The following is a 12,089-nucleotide window of genomic DNA, read 5'->3' as shown; positions in this document are numbered from 1 at the left end:
GTCGGAGAGGGCGGCGGTGTCTTCTTCTACAGCGGATCGCTAACCCTCGTCCTCCTGCGCCCACTGCAGCGCCACCCGCTGCGTGTACCGCTCCAGCGCGATCCGGTTCTCCTCGGGCTCGCGGAGCCCGTCGATGTAGGCGAGCAGCCGCCCGACGACGCCCGAGAGGTACTGCACGCCCCGGTCGTCGTGCTCCTCGAGCGCGGTCTTCAGCAGGTCGTAGCGCTCGCTCGTCTCCTCGGCGGTCAGCATCGCGATCACGAGTTCGTCGGCCTGCATGCTCATGCGACCCAGCATCGCATCGGCGGCGCCGGAGCGTCCTCTCGTCGCCGGGGCGATCTTCCGTGCCCGACGGCGGTGAGAATATCGGAACACGTTTTTCCTACGTTAAGGAATACGCGTCCACGAAAATTAATCTCCGCTCCATGCCGGCGACTGCTAGCTTCTCGACCACGCGCACGGATATCGCGTGCCGATCAGGATGGGCGAGGAAATGGAATATCGGGACGACGGTGATCCCGACGAGGTGCTCGATGTCGTCACGGGTGCCACGAGACGCAACATACTCACGGCGACGGTGATATTCGCGGCGTTGTTCGGGGTGCAGACCCTCGCTCCGCTGAACGCCGCGAACGCGGATCCGATCTTCAACTACCCGTTCACGCGGAGATATCCCGTGACCGGGCGGTTCGGTGAGTACCGGCCCAAGACCAAGACGTACCACATGGGCACGGACTACGGCGCACCGACGGGCACGCCGATCTACGCGATCGCCTATGGGCGGGTATTCGAGAAGCGCAACAGCTCGGGCTACGGGAACCACGTGGTCATCGATCACGTCGACGGATTCCGGAGCGTGTACGCGCACATGGACCAACCTTCGCCGATGCCGGAGGGCGATTCCGTCTCCGCCGGACAGTACGTCGGCCCGGTGGGCAACACCGGGGCGAGCAATGGCGCGCATCTGCATCTCGAGATACGGATCAACGACGTCAAGAAAGACCCGCAATTCTGGATGGACAATGCACCACTGGCAGGAGACGACATGGCAATCTCAGATTCCGACGCTAACAAGATCGCGCAGACCCTCCGCACCGCGGAGTGGTACACCGGCGCACCGGGCAAGCCCTCGGAGGTGAAGACGGTCGAGGCGATCTACCGGGGCATCCTGCAGACCGTCATCGGCTACGGCGGCCGCACGGAGAACATCGAGACGATGGTGACCAACCTCGGCACCCGCCTCGCGAACGACAAGACGTTCATCGACGCCATCGCGACGGCGACCGCTGCGAAGGTCAAGAACGGCTGACGCCGCAGGGTCACCCGGGGAGGGGCACGCGAGCTGGTCTCGCGTGCCCCTCTCGTGCGTCCGCTCGGCCGTCTCGCCCCGGCCGTCCCGCGACGGCGTGCCGGACCGCGACCTCCCCCTCCCCGACATCGCATCGGCGGCGGCGGCCTCGCAGGCGAGGAGGAGGCCGGTTCCCCGAGCTGCTGCGGATCGGGACCGGTGGACACCGCCGTCGCGCCTCCCCGAACTGGGGGTACGCTCCGGGCGGCACCAGGACGCACCCTGTGTCGTATCCAGCGTGGGGCGTCCGGTGCTCGGGGGAGCGGATCGACGTCGCGACCGCGCCCGTCAGCACGGCCCACCCGGAAGGCTCCCCCTTGTCCCGCTCACGCGCACGCGCCCACGCGCCCACTCCCGACCTGGCCGCCGAGGCCCTCGCCCAGCACGCCCCGGTCCCCGCCGAGCGGCCGCCGCTCGTCGGCCGCCGCTCCGTCTTCCTCGCGGCCGTCGGCGCCACAGCGGGCGCGGCCGTCGTCGCGGCGCCTGCCGTCGCACCGCCCGCATCCGCCGCCGTCGTGGGCGACCAGTCGCGCGTCTACTACCCGGAGCAGTTCGGCTTCGTGCCGTCGGCCGCGGACCACACGAAGGCGATGGCCGCGTTCTTCGCGGCGCTGCAGAAGACCGGCGGGCGCGGGATCCTGCCGCCGTGCGAGATCCGCGTCACGTCCACCGGCATCGACTACTCGAGCGCCACGTGGCCCAAGCAGCCCCTCTCGGGAGCGCCCTACGGGTACCCGGCCATCTCGATCGAAGGCTACGGGCGGCGCGTCACCACCATCCGGCAGATCGCGGGATCCACGGGCGACGTGTTCAAGGTGCAGGGCAAGATCGGCGCCGACGCCGGGCCCGCCGCGAACAACAAGGCCACGGTGTCGCTCACCGGCTTCAGCATCACGGGCACGCGCACGGGCCGCCACGGGCTGTACCTGCGCTCCCTGCTGCACTGCCGGATCACCGACATCGAGCTGAACGCCACCGGCGGCGCGGGGGTCTTCTTCGCCCGCGCGGCCTTCACCGCGGCCAGCGATGAGTACTCCTACGCGAACGTCATCGAGGGCCTGCGCGTGATCACCGCGGGCACCTGGGGCGTCGACTGCGACGGCGTCAACGCCATCGACATCGTCATGCGCGACACCGAGATCGTGAACTGCACGGCGGGCGGGATCCGCATCGCCTCCACCAACGCGCGCTTCGAGAACACGCGCGTCATCGGCTGCGGCGCCGGCAACAAGGCGGCGCGCGGCTTCGTCGCCATCCCGACGAGCAACGCGTCGTCCATGGTCTCCGAGCTCGGCATCAACGGCATGCGCCTCGAGGGCAACTCGGGCGCGGGCGGGTACCAGCTGGAGATCGGGGCGGGCGTCGGGGCCACCGTCGTCGGCTACAACATCGTGACCGGCGGCGACCTCGGCGCGCACGGCATCGGCGTCGGCCTCGTCGACCAGGGCGGGCGGCTCGCCCAGGACACGTTCGTCGGCCGCGGCACCATGTTCATGACCCCGAGCAAGTACCCGTCGCAGCGCGTCGTCGTGGTGGGCGCGTTCGCGCGCGACACCCGCGTCGAGCGCCCGTCCCTGCCCAACAACCCCGACACGCCCTTCGCCTCGGTCGTCACGGATCGGGGCACCCGCAGCGTCGACGGCTTCGGCCGTCCGCTCACCGACCCGGGAACGGGGTCCGCCCCGGCGGCTGCCGCGGCGCCGGCTGGCTGACCGGACGAGCCGCGCGCTGCGCCGACTCCTCGGCGCCGGGGTCAGTCGGCGAGAGCCGCGAGGGACGTCTGCATCCCAGCCGCGATGACCTCGTGCCCCGTGGCGCTGGGGTGCCATTCATCCTCTGTGCGGAGGTCCGGCCGGTCGACGGGCAGCCAGCTCTCGGGCCCCGTGGCGTCGATGACGTGCGCCTTGCCGAGCGCGGGCCCGGTGTATGCGGACGCGAGCTTCTCGTAGCTCTGCACGCCCGTCATTGGCGTGATGATCACGGTCTGGGCGTCGGGCCAGCGCTCGGCGATGTCGGCGAGGACGCGGGTCACGCCGCTGCGCACCGCGGCCTCGCCGGGCTTGATGTCGTTGACGCTGCCCTGGAGGACGACGAGGTCGGGCGTGAAGTCGTCGCCCATCGCGGCCAGGCGATCCGGGTACGCCGGCTGATCGGAGGTGGCGGCGAAGCCCGTCCCCACCGCCGCGTTCAGGCGCACGTCGCTCCAGCCCTCGCGCTCGGCGAGGAGCTCGGGATAGGTGGGCCTCCCCGACGTCTCGATGCCGTGACCGAGGATGAAGGAGTCGCCGAACATGAGGACCGCGGGATCCTCGGGGAGGTCCAGCGGCGCCACCGGCGCGATCGTGGTGCCGGGCCCGGAGACGTAGCCGGACTCCGCGACGGCGCCCGCGTTCTCGACGGGTTCCGCGCCGCTGCCCATCGCCGCGATCACCAGGGCGACCGAGCACGCGGCGGCGACCGCGGCCGCTGACCAGCCGGCGATCCGCCACGCCGATCGCGCACGCGCGCGCTCCCGGAATCCGTATTTCCCCACGCGAGAACCGTACGGTCGATCCCTGTCCGTGGTGGCATCCGCCGGCCACCCCCGTTCGGGGGCCGACGCGTCCGCGCGGCAGCCGGGCCGACATGCGCGGGCATCCCCATCGGCCGACCACTGGGATCACCACTGGATCCGCGTGCGGCCGCTCCCGCCCGACACGACCCCGACACATCGACCCGATACGGTGCCGAGCATGTCTGGGGGAGACGGAACGACGGTCACTGCTGCGCGCGCGGACTGGGGGATGCGGCCAGGGCGATGGCCATCCTGCTGGTGGCGCTCTTCCATGCGGGCCTCCTGCTGATGCAGGAGGACCTCGCCTCACCGGTCTGGGCGACCGTCAACAGCGCGTTCGTCACCTTCCGCATGCCGATCTTCTTCCTCGCCTCGGGGCTCCTCGCGGGATCCGCCGTGCGCCGCTCCTGGGCGGAGCTCTGGAACTCCCGCATCGCGATCCTCGTGTGGGCGCTCGCGATCTGGTCGGTGCTGCGCTTCCTCTACTTCTCGGTGGTGCCGCTCGACTCCCGCCCGCACGAGGGCGACCCGAGGGCGCTGCTGCTCGCGTTCGTGTTCCCCGCGACGGGACTGTGGTTCCTGCACGCGCTCGCCGTGTTCCTCGTGCTGGCGAAGGCGGCGCACGGGCGGGTGCCGCCGTGGATCCAGCTGACGGGCGCGGCCGTCGTGTCGGCGCTCTTCCTGAGCGTGCTGCGCATCGGCAGCCTCAGCTGGGACGGCATGGCGAAGTACCTCGTCTTCTTCCTCATCGGGCTGCACGCCAAGGACCTGGTGTTCCGCGTCGCCTCCCGACCGCGGCCGGTCGCCGCGGCGGCTGCCCTGGTCGCGTTCGGCGCGGCGGGCGTGGCCGTGGAGCTGACCGGCATCAGCGGCGTCCCCGGCGTGCTGCTGCTCGTGTCGTGCCTCGCGATGGCGGTCGGCGTGCTGTGGGCGGCCCTGCTCGCGCGCACGCGGCTGGTGCGCCCCCTGCGCTTCCTCGGGCGGAACACGCTGCCGATCTACGTCGCCCACGTCCTCGTGATCGCCGCGGCCTGCGCCGTGCTCGACGCCGTCGGCTTCGAGGCGTCGGGTGCGATGCCGTACCTGCTGCCGCTCGTGGTGAGCGTCGTCGCCATCGCCGCGTCGCTGGCGATCCACGCGGTGGCGATGCGCACCCCGCTGAGGTTCCTCTTACCGCACGCCGCCGTTCCTGGTGCTGGACCGGGGCGGCCGGGGGTGATCCCGTCCGCCGGCATCGAGCCGGCCGGTCGATCGACGGCGGTGGGCCCCGTCGGGCTCGAACCGACGACCCAGGGATTAAAAGTCCCTTGCTCTACCAACTGAGCTAGAGGCCCGTGACCCCGATGCTACGGGATGGGCGGTGGCCGTCCCGGAGCCGGTCGACCTCGCGCGATGCCCCGCGGGGCACCGGTGCGCCGACATCGCGCGCCCGGTCGGGAGCGCACGCCCGGCGTACGCTTGCGGGGATGTCCCGCGACTACCACAAGCCCACGAAGTTCTCCGGGGCCAAGTTCGAGAGCATGCTCGGCGGCGACGACCCCGCCACGATCAGCCGCGTGGCCCACGAGACCGCGTCGGCGCTGCTGGCATGCGTGCGGGCGGATCCCGACCCGGCGGTCGTCGAGCGCCTCATCGCGTACACCGACGAGCACGGCATCGACGCGGTCGCCGAGCTCTGGTCCCGCGCCAGCCCCCGCAGCCTCCCGGGCGCGCTCTGGCGGCTGTACCTCATGCGTGCGCTCATCCGGCAGGATCCCGACGGTATCAGCCTCCTCTACCAGCGCGGCACCGACGTGGCCACGACCATCGACCCGGTGGTCGCCGGTGCCACTGCGCCCACGGGGCCAGCGGAGATCGTCGAGCTCGCCGACAGCATCCTCCGCGGGCTCTTCACGGGCGACTTCGCCGTGGCCCTCGACCGCGCGGGCGCGTTCAGCCGGCTGGCCGCGCTCGGTGCCACGAGCGTCGCCGACGACCTCGACGCGACGGCGTCGCCGGAGCGCGCCGGCGACCTGACCACGCGCGCCCTCCGCCTCTCGCAGATGGCGGCCGACCTCGTGCAGTGCGCGCGGCTCTGGCGGGGCGACCGGCTCGACTGACCCGCCTGATCCGCCTCGCGGGCCCGATCCGCCCGTTCGCTGTGAGCGCGACCCCCGGGAGGACAGCCCGCGCCGACTCGGTTACAGTGGATCCTGGTCGGGCCGCAGTACTCCCGGGTACCAATATTCGCCGCTACGAGCGGCCTCGCGCCGAGAGGCGTCCTGCGGCCCGGCTCCTCATCTCCCTTCCCCTCCTCGCCGGAGGGACGGCCCATGTGCGAGCGGCCGAGCCGGCCTCGTCGGGCTGCCGGATCCCCACAGCCTGTGACCAATCCGTGACGCGCTCCGCGACGAAGAGTCATCGTGAGGCGCTCACCCGCCTCGCATCCGTCACCCGTGAGGGTGCGACCCGCATCGGTCGGGTCCTGCCCGCGTGGCAGGCCGCCCGGCCATCCCAGATGTCCCGCAGAGCGAGATCCCGGCTGATGCGGGGCTCCGCACACCCGCAGGCCGGCTCCCCATCCCGCCGCATCACTACCGGAAGCGCCACATGACCTCCCCGCAGCACCACCCCGGCCAGGCGGGCCCCGCCCTGCCTGCATGCGGTTCGCACCCGGGTCTGGGATGCTGGGGCTCGTGCCTTCATCGATCGAGCGTCCCCACCTCCCCGGGCCGGCGGACCCCGAGTCGAAGGAGGCCCTCCTCGGCCGCGTCGCCCAGGGCGACAGGCGCGCCTTCTCGGAGCTCTACGACCAGCTCGCGCCCCGTGTCCTCGGACTCGTCCGTCGACTCCTCGTCGACCACGCGCAGTCGGAGGAGGTCACGCAGGAGATCTTCCTGGAGATCTGGCAATCCGCTTCCCGCTTCGACCCGGCCAAGGGCGCAGCGACTACGTGGGTGCTCACCATGGCCCACCGCCGCGCGGTCGACCGCGTGCGCGCCTCCCAGTCCAGCCGCGATCGTGACGTCCGCATCGGCATCCGCGACCACGAGCACGGCTACGACCAGGTGTCCGAGACCGTCGAGATCAGCATCGAGCACGAGAGGGTCACGAAGGCCATGACGAAGCTCACCGAGATCCAGCGCCAGGCCGTCTCCCTCGCCTACTACGGCGGCTACAGCCACAGCGAGGTCGCGTCGATGCTCGACGTGCCCATCGGCACCGTGAAGACACGTCTGCGCGACGGCATGATCCGCCTGCGCGACGAGATGGGGGTCGCATCATGACCACCGACGACGACATCCGCATGCTGACCGCGGCGTACGCGCTCGGCGCCGTCGACGCCGAGGAGGCCGCCGAGGTCGAGGCGCTCCTCGAGCGCGACCCTGTGCTGCGCGCCGAGGTGGAGGAGCTGCGGGCCACCGCGGCCGACCTCGCCTGGACGACCGAGCCGGTGGCTCCCTCGCCGCGCCTCAAGGTCGACATCATGGCCATGCTCGACGTCACGCCGCAGCTCCCGCCGCTCGCCGCTCCGTCCGCCGTGACGGACGACGCGCGTCGCCCCGCGCCCGTCACCCCGCTGCGTCCGGCGGCGTCCTCCGATGCCGTCCCCGATGCAGCCGTTCCGGCGTCGTCCGCTCCTCGCGGGCGCCTCGGATCCGCATCCGCCCGCGCCTCCGAGCGCTGGTTCCGCAAGCCGGGCGCCATCATCGGCGTCGCCGCGGCAGCCGTCGTGCTCGTCGTGGGCGGCGTGGTCGTCGGCACGAACACGGGCGGCCCCGACACATCTCAGGCGCCCGTCGCCTCGGCGTACGAACGGGTCACCACGGCGTCCGACGTCGTCATCGACAAGCGCGACGTCGTCGGCGGCGGCACGGCCACGGTCTACTTCTCCGCTTCCGAGGCGAAGACGGCGGTCGTGCTCAACGACGCGTCGCCGCTGCCCGAGGGCCGCGTGCTCCAGATGTGGTACGTCGGCGCGTCCGGCCCCGTCTCCGCCGGCGTCATGCCGGAGGAGGACGGTGCGGGTCACGCCGTGCTCGAGGGCAGCTACACGCCCGGCGACACCGTGGCCATCACGGTCGAGCCCGACGGCGGATCCGAGCAGCCCACGACCGAGCCCATCGTGGCGGTCACCAGCACCTGATCGGCGCCGCGCACCCACGGCACGCAGAAGGCCCCGCATCCTCCAGAGCATGCGGGGCCTTCTCCGTGCGGGCGGCGGATCAGCCGAAGCGGCCGCTCACGTAGTCCTCGGTGGCCTGCACGCTGGGCTTGGAGAACATGGTGGTGGTGTCGTCGTACTCGATGAGCTTGCCGGGCTTGCCGGTGCCGGCGATGTTGAAGAATGCCGTGCGGTCCGAGACGCGGCTGGCCTGCTGCATGTTGTGGGTCACGATCACGATCGTGTACTGCGCCTTGAGCTCCTCGATGAGGTCCTCGATGGCGAGCGTGGAGATGGGGTCGAGCGCGGAGCACGGCTCGTCCATCAGCACCACGTCGGGCTGCACCGCGATGGCGCGCGCGATGCAGAGGCGCTGCTGCTGGCCGCCGGAGAGGCCGGATCCGGGGAGGGCCAGGCGGTCCTTCACCTCGTTCCAGAGGTTGGCGCCCTGCAGGGACTGCTCGACGAGCGCGTCCGCGTCCGACTTGGAGATCTTGCGGTTGTTGAGCTTGACGCCCGCGAGCACGTTGTCGCGGATCGACATGGTGGGGAACGGGTTCGGCCGCTGGAAGACCATGCCGACCTGGCGGCGCACGAGCACCGGGTCGACGCCGGGGCCGTAGAGGTCGTTGCCGTCCACGAGCACCTCGCCCTCGACGTACGCGCCGGGGATCACCTCGTGCATGCGGTTGAGCGTGCGGAGGAACGTGGACTTGCCGCAGCCGGACGGGCCGATGAACGCGGTCACGGTGCGCGGCTCGATCCGCAGGTTGACGTCCTCGACCGCCTTGAACTTGCCGTAGTAGACGTTCAGGTCGTTGACTTCGATGCTCTTGGACAAAGGGGGTTCCTACCGATCGGGTGAGTGGGCCGGGGGAGCGGGCGCTAGCTGTACTGGGTCATGACGTTGGTGACACTCGGGCCGCGGGCGTGAGCCCGTGGCTTGAGTGGATTCGTTCAGTGTTGTAGTGCTCGATGAAGGGGTCAAGCGCGTCGGCGCGGTGTTGGTTGCTGGTGAAGGGTTGCCGGTAGGCCCACTCGGTCGCGAGGGTCCGGTTGAAGCGCTCGACCTTGCCGTTCTGCCAGGGGCAGTGCGGGCGGATGAACTTCTGCCGCGCGCCCAGGTCCTGGACGGCGTTCTTGAACGCGGTCGAGTGCCGGTAGGCGAACGCGTTGTCCGTGATGACCCGCTCGATCCGGGTGATCCCGCGCCCGGCGAAGTACGCCGCTGCGCGGGTCAGGAACCCGGCCGCGGTCGCGCCTTTCTCATCGGGATGGATCTCCGCGTAGGCGAGACGGGTGTGGTCATCGACCGCGGCATGGACGTAATCGAACCCGATCCCGCGGCCGCGGACCTGCTCGCTGCGCCCGTGGACCCGCCAGCCGCCTCCGTCCGGGATCCTCCCGAGCTTCTTCACGTCCACGTGGATCAGATCACCCGGATGCTCGTGCTCATACCGGTGCGCCGTTGACCGGGATGCCCGGATCACGGCCCCGGTGACGGGGTCCAACCATGCCAACGGCGGCGCCCCGTGCCGGCGCAGGATGCGGGAGATCGTGCGGGCCGGAACGCTCGTCACCGGAGCCAGCCGGGCGGGCCCGAACCGAAGTTCCGCGCGCGCAGCCAGCACGGCGCCTTCCTGTTCCGGACTCGTCCTCGCCGGCATCGACCGTGGTCTCGAGGACCGATCCGCGAGCCCCGCGACACCCTCCTGACGGAACCGGGCCACCCACCGATGCGCGCACTGACGCGACACCCCGAGCTCGCGAGCCACATGCGACACCGGACGACGATCCTCGACTACCCGACGAACGAGGAGAAGCCGACCATGAACAGTCAACCGGGCATTAGCGATGGGACATCGAGGCCTCCTGGCGATGGTTGAACTAGACAGCTCCATCAAGCCAGGAGGCCTCTTCACACGCCCCGAAGTGTCACCAACGTCATGGCCGAGTACATCTAGCGCGGATGCACGGGCGCGCGGTCGCGGCCCGGGTGCCTCCCGATGGGGAGGCGCCCGGGCCGCGTCTCGTCCGGTCCCTGCACGATCAGAGGTCGAGCGCGGGGGAGCCCTTCGGCAGCCACGCGTGCACGGCGTCGCCGTCCGCGGCGGCCAGCCAGCCGTCGCCGCACGTCATGGCCGCGGCGGGGGACGGATCCGGCCACCAGGTGTCCTGCACGGACGGCGCGGGAGCGTCGACGGGCGCCGCGTCGCAGCCCAGCCGGTCGGCCGGCGTCGCGGAGCGGAACTCGAGGATCGCACCCTCGCCGCGGAGCGAGGTCTTGATGCGGACGTCCGTGGCGTCCGCGGGGATCCATGCGGGGATCCGGCCGTCGGCGTCCGCCGCCGTGGCGTAGATGCGCGCATCCGTCGGCGTGGTCATCCCGCCGACGGTGCTCGCGGCGCCGCAGCCGGCGAGGGGCAGCACGAGCAGGACGGCGAGCGGGGCGGCGGCGAGGGAGCGCACGGACGGGCGACGGGGCATGGTCCCAGTCCAGCGGAGCCGCCCCGGCCGCGCATCGGCCGCGAGGCCCCGACGATAGTCCCGCAGCATGATCCTCGTTCGGCCGCCAGGCGGACGGGCGGGGAGGGGACAGTCGAGCGCCTGCCCTCAGCGGATCACGGGAACCAGCGGGCCGCCTCGAGGTCGACGCGGTACCCGGCGTCGGTCGGGGCATCGAGGAGCGGCGTGCCCTCGGACTCGTAGCGGGGCCGGGTTTCGTCCGCGAGCCCGGTCGGCGGGTGCCCGCCGGCCCGGAGCACGCGCCACCAGGGCAGCCCGGCGCCGTGGTAGCGCAGCACCATGCCGACGGTGCGGGCGCCGCGGCGGCCGAAGACGGCGGCGACGTCGCCGTAGGTCATGACGCGGCCCGAGGGGATCTCGGCCACGACCTCGAGCACGCGTTCGGTGAACTCGCCCGGGGTGGCGAAGACGGCCACGCGCTAGATGTACTCGGCCATGACGTTGGTGACACTTCGGGGCGTGTGAAGAGGCCTCCTGGCTTGATGGAGCTGTTCAGTTCAACCATCGCCAGGAGGCCTCGATGTCCCACGGTAATGCTCGTCTGACGGTTCACGGGAGGGTTCTCCTCGTGCGGCGGGTGGTGGAGGATCGTCGGCCGGTCGCGCACGTCGCGCGGGAGCTGGGGGTGTCGCGGCAGTGCGCGCATCGATGGGTGAACCGGTTCCGTGCCGAGGGGCTGCGAGGGCTGACGGATCGGTCATCGCGGCCCCGGTCAGTACCGAGGCGAACGAGCCCGGAGCGGGAACGGGCCGTGCTGGAAGCGCGGGCCCAGTTGCGGGCGGGTCCTGCGCGGCTGGCGCCGGTGACAGGTGTTCCATCCCGTACGATCTCCCGGATCCTGCGCCGGCACGGGGCGCCGCCGTTGGCATGGTTGGACCCTGTAACCGGGGCGGTGATCCGGGCATCCCGGTCAACGGCGCACCGGTATGAGCACGAGCATCCGGGTGATCTGATCCACGTGGACGTGAAGAAGCTCGGGAGGATCCCGGACGGAGGCGGCTGGCGGGTCCACGGGCGCAGCGAGCAGGTCCGCGGCCGCGGGATCGGGTTCGATTACGTCCATGCCGCGGTCGATGACCACACCCGTCTCGCCTACGCGGAGATCCATCCCGATGAGAAAGGCGCGACCGCGGCCGGGTTCCTGACCCGCGCAGCGGCGTACTTCGCCGGGCATGGGATCACCCGGATCGAGCGGGTCATCACGGACAACGCGTTCGCCTACCGGCACTCGACCGCGTTCAAGAACGCCGTCCAGGACCTGGGCGCGCGGCAGAAGTTCATCCGCCCGCACTGCCCCTGGCAGAACGGCAAGGTCGAGCGCTTCAACCGGACCCTCGCGACCGAGTGGGCCTACCGGCAACCCTTCACCAGCAACCAACACCGGGCCGACGCGCTTGACCCCTTCATCGAGCACTACAACACTGAACGAATCCACTCAAGCCACGGGCTCACGCCCGCGGCCCGAGTGTCACCAACGTCATGACCCAGTACACCAGCGCCCGGCCCCGACCGTCGGC

Annotated in this window: 13 protein-coding genes, 1 tRNA gene and 1 pseudogene; 7 read left to right on the top strand and 8 right to left on the bottom strand. The window is 71.2% G+C overall.

Features of this window, described 5'->3' with window-relative positions; all coding sequences use genetic code 11:
- Window positions 1-39: 39 nt before the first annotated feature.
- On the bottom strand, window positions 40-285 hold the full coding sequence (locus tag CMS_RS02865; RefSeq protein ID WP_106408707.1) for a hypothetical protein: 246 nt from the start codon (window positions 283-285) through the stop codon (window positions 40-42).
- Between the two features lie 184 nt (window positions 286-469).
- On the opposite strand from CMS_RS02865, the gene CMS_RS16150 reads away from it, so the two are divergent.
- Together CMS_RS16150 and CMS_RS02855 are read left to right on the top strand one after the other, a co-directional pair.
- Window positions 470-1,309 (top strand): M23 family metallopeptidase, encoded by an 840-nt coding sequence (locus CMS_RS16150; protein ID WP_012298009.1) that lies wholly within the window; start codon window positions 470-472, stop codon window positions 1,307-1,309.
- 356 nt (window positions 1,310-1,665) lie between these two features.
- On the top strand, window positions 1,666-3,060 hold the full coding sequence (locus CMS_RS02855) for a hypothetical protein (RefSeq protein ID WP_041464341.1): 1,395 nt from the start codon (window positions 1,666-1,668) through the stop codon (window positions 3,058-3,060).
- Between the two features lie 41 nt (window positions 3,061-3,101).
- On the opposite strand, the gene CMS_RS16145 is transcribed toward CMS_RS02855, so the two are convergent.
- The gene (locus CMS_RS16145; RefSeq protein WP_012298007.1) at window positions 3,102-3,881 is read right to left on the bottom strand and encodes an SGNH/GDSL hydrolase family protein; all 780 of its coding nucleotides are present in this window, start codon (window positions 3,879-3,881) and stop codon (window positions 3,102-3,104) included.
- A gap of 264 nt (window positions 3,882-4,145) precedes the next feature.
- Here CMS_RS16145 and CMS_RS16140 point away from each other — a divergent pair.
- Window positions 4,146-4,970 (top strand): annotated as a pseudogene (locus CMS_RS16140) (acyltransferase family protein); the annotation flags it as partial.
- On the opposite strand, the gene CMS_RS18095 reads toward CMS_RS16140, so the two are convergent.
- Entirely contained in the window at window positions 4,901-5,056 is a 156-nt protein-coding gene (locus tag CMS_RS18095) for a hypothetical protein (RefSeq protein ID WP_231692853.1), read from the bottom strand. The pseudogene CMS_RS16140 and the gene CMS_RS18095 overlap by 70 nt on opposite strands.
- 107 nt (window positions 5,057-5,163) lie before the next feature.
- A tRNA-Lys gene (locus tag CMS_RS02835) sits at window positions 5,164-5,236 on the bottom strand.
- A gap of 132 nt (window positions 5,237-5,368) precedes the next feature.
- On the opposite strand from CMS_RS02835, the gene CMS_RS02830 reads away from it, so the two are divergent.
- The 3 genes from CMS_RS02830 (at window position 5,369) to CMS_RS02820 (ending at window position 8,028) form a co-directional block, all read left to right on the top strand.
- The gene (locus CMS_RS02830) at window positions 5,369-6,001 is read left to right on the top strand and encodes a hypothetical protein (RefSeq protein WP_012298005.1); all 633 of its coding nucleotides are present in this window, start codon (window positions 5,369-5,371) and stop codon (window positions 5,999-6,001) included.
- A 564-nt stretch (window positions 6,002-6,565) separates the two neighbouring features.
- Window positions 6,566-7,168: a sigma-70 family RNA polymerase sigma factor gene (locus CMS_RS02825; RefSeq protein ID WP_012298004.1), complete on the top strand. Its 603-nt coding sequence runs from the start codon at window positions 6,566-6,568 to the stop codon at window positions 7,166-7,168.
- Entirely contained in the window at window positions 7,165-8,028 is an 864-nt protein-coding gene (locus CMS_RS02820; RefSeq protein WP_041464338.1) for an anti-sigma factor, read from the top strand. The genes CMS_RS02825 and CMS_RS02820 overlap by 4 nt, the downstream gene beginning before the upstream one ends.
- A gap of 79 nt (window positions 8,029-8,107) precedes the next feature.
- On the opposite strand, the gene pstB is transcribed toward CMS_RS02820, so the two are convergent.
- The 4 genes from pstB to CMS_RS02800 all read right to left on the bottom strand — a co-directional run bounded on the left by pstB (window position 8,108) and on the right by CMS_RS02800 (window position 10,988).
- On the bottom strand, window positions 8,108-8,887 hold the full coding sequence (gene pstB / locus CMS_RS02815) for a phosphate ABC transporter ATP-binding protein PstB (protein ID WP_012298002.1): 780 nt from the start codon (window positions 8,885-8,887) through the stop codon (window positions 8,108-8,110).
- Window positions 8,888-8,945: 58 nt separating this feature from the next.
- Complete coding sequence (locus CMS_RS02810) at window positions 8,946-9,947, bottom strand: IS481 family transposase (protein WP_049791880.1); 1,002 nt, start codon at window positions 9,945-9,947, stop codon at window positions 8,946-8,948.
- Between the two features lie 148 nt (window positions 9,948-10,095).
- On the bottom strand, window positions 10,096-10,533 hold the full coding sequence (locus CMS_RS02805; protein ID WP_223842705.1) for a hypothetical protein: 438 nt from the start codon (window positions 10,531-10,533) through the stop codon (window positions 10,096-10,098).
- Between the two features lie 134 nt (window positions 10,534-10,667).
- Window positions 10,668-10,988, bottom strand: coding sequence for an MGMT family protein (locus CMS_RS02800; RefSeq protein WP_012298000.1), 321 nt, complete (start codon window positions 10,986-10,988; stop codon window positions 10,668-10,670).
- 104 nt (window positions 10,989-11,092) lie between these two features.
- On the opposite strand from CMS_RS02800, the gene CMS_RS16465 reads away from it, so the two are divergent.
- A complete protein-coding gene (locus tag CMS_RS16465; RefSeq protein WP_012296860.1) occupies window positions 11,093-12,055 on the top strand; it encodes an IS481-like element IS1121 family transposase in 963 nt (320 codons plus the stop codon).
- Window positions 12,056-12,089: the final 34 nt, after the last annotated feature.

Origin of the sequence: Clavibacter sepedonicus (assembly GCF_000069225.1) — a bacterium.
In the GTDB taxonomy this organism is placed as follows: Bacteria; Actinomycetota; Actinomycetes; order Actinomycetales; family Microbacteriaceae; genus Clavibacter; species Clavibacter sepedonicus.
This window is presented reverse-complemented; position numbering and strand designations above follow the sequence as displayed.

Bases quoted from the DNA above. Each gene is read 5' to 3' on its own strand.
- CMS_RS02865 (WP_106408707.1), bottom strand. From the start codon at position 285: ATGAGCATGCAGGCCGACGAACTCGTGATCGCGATGCTGACCGCCGAG.
- CMS_RS02830 (WP_012298005.1), top strand. From the start codon at position 5,369: ATGTCCCGCGACTACCACAAGCCCACGAAGTTCTCCGGGGCCAAGTTC.
- CMS_RS02825 (WP_012298004.1), top strand. From the start codon at position 6,566: ATGCTGGGGCTCGTGCCTTCATCGATCGAGCGTCCCCACCTCCCCGGG.
- CMS_RS02820 (WP_041464338.1), top strand. From the start codon at position 7,165: ATGACCACCGACGACGACATCCGCATGCTGACCGCGGCGTACGCGCTC.
- CMS_RS02810 (WP_049791880.1), bottom strand. From the start codon at position 9,947: ATGGAGCTGTCTAGTTCAACCATCGCCAGGAGGCCTCGATGTCCCATC.
- CMS_RS02805 (WP_223842705.1), bottom strand. From the start codon at position 10,533: ATGCCCCGTCGCCCGTCCGTGCGCTCCCTCGCCGCCGCCCCGCTCGCC.
- CMS_RS16465 (WP_012296860.1), top strand. From the start codon at position 11,093: ATGTCCCACGGTAATGCTCGTCTGACGGTTCACGGGAGGGTTCTCCTC.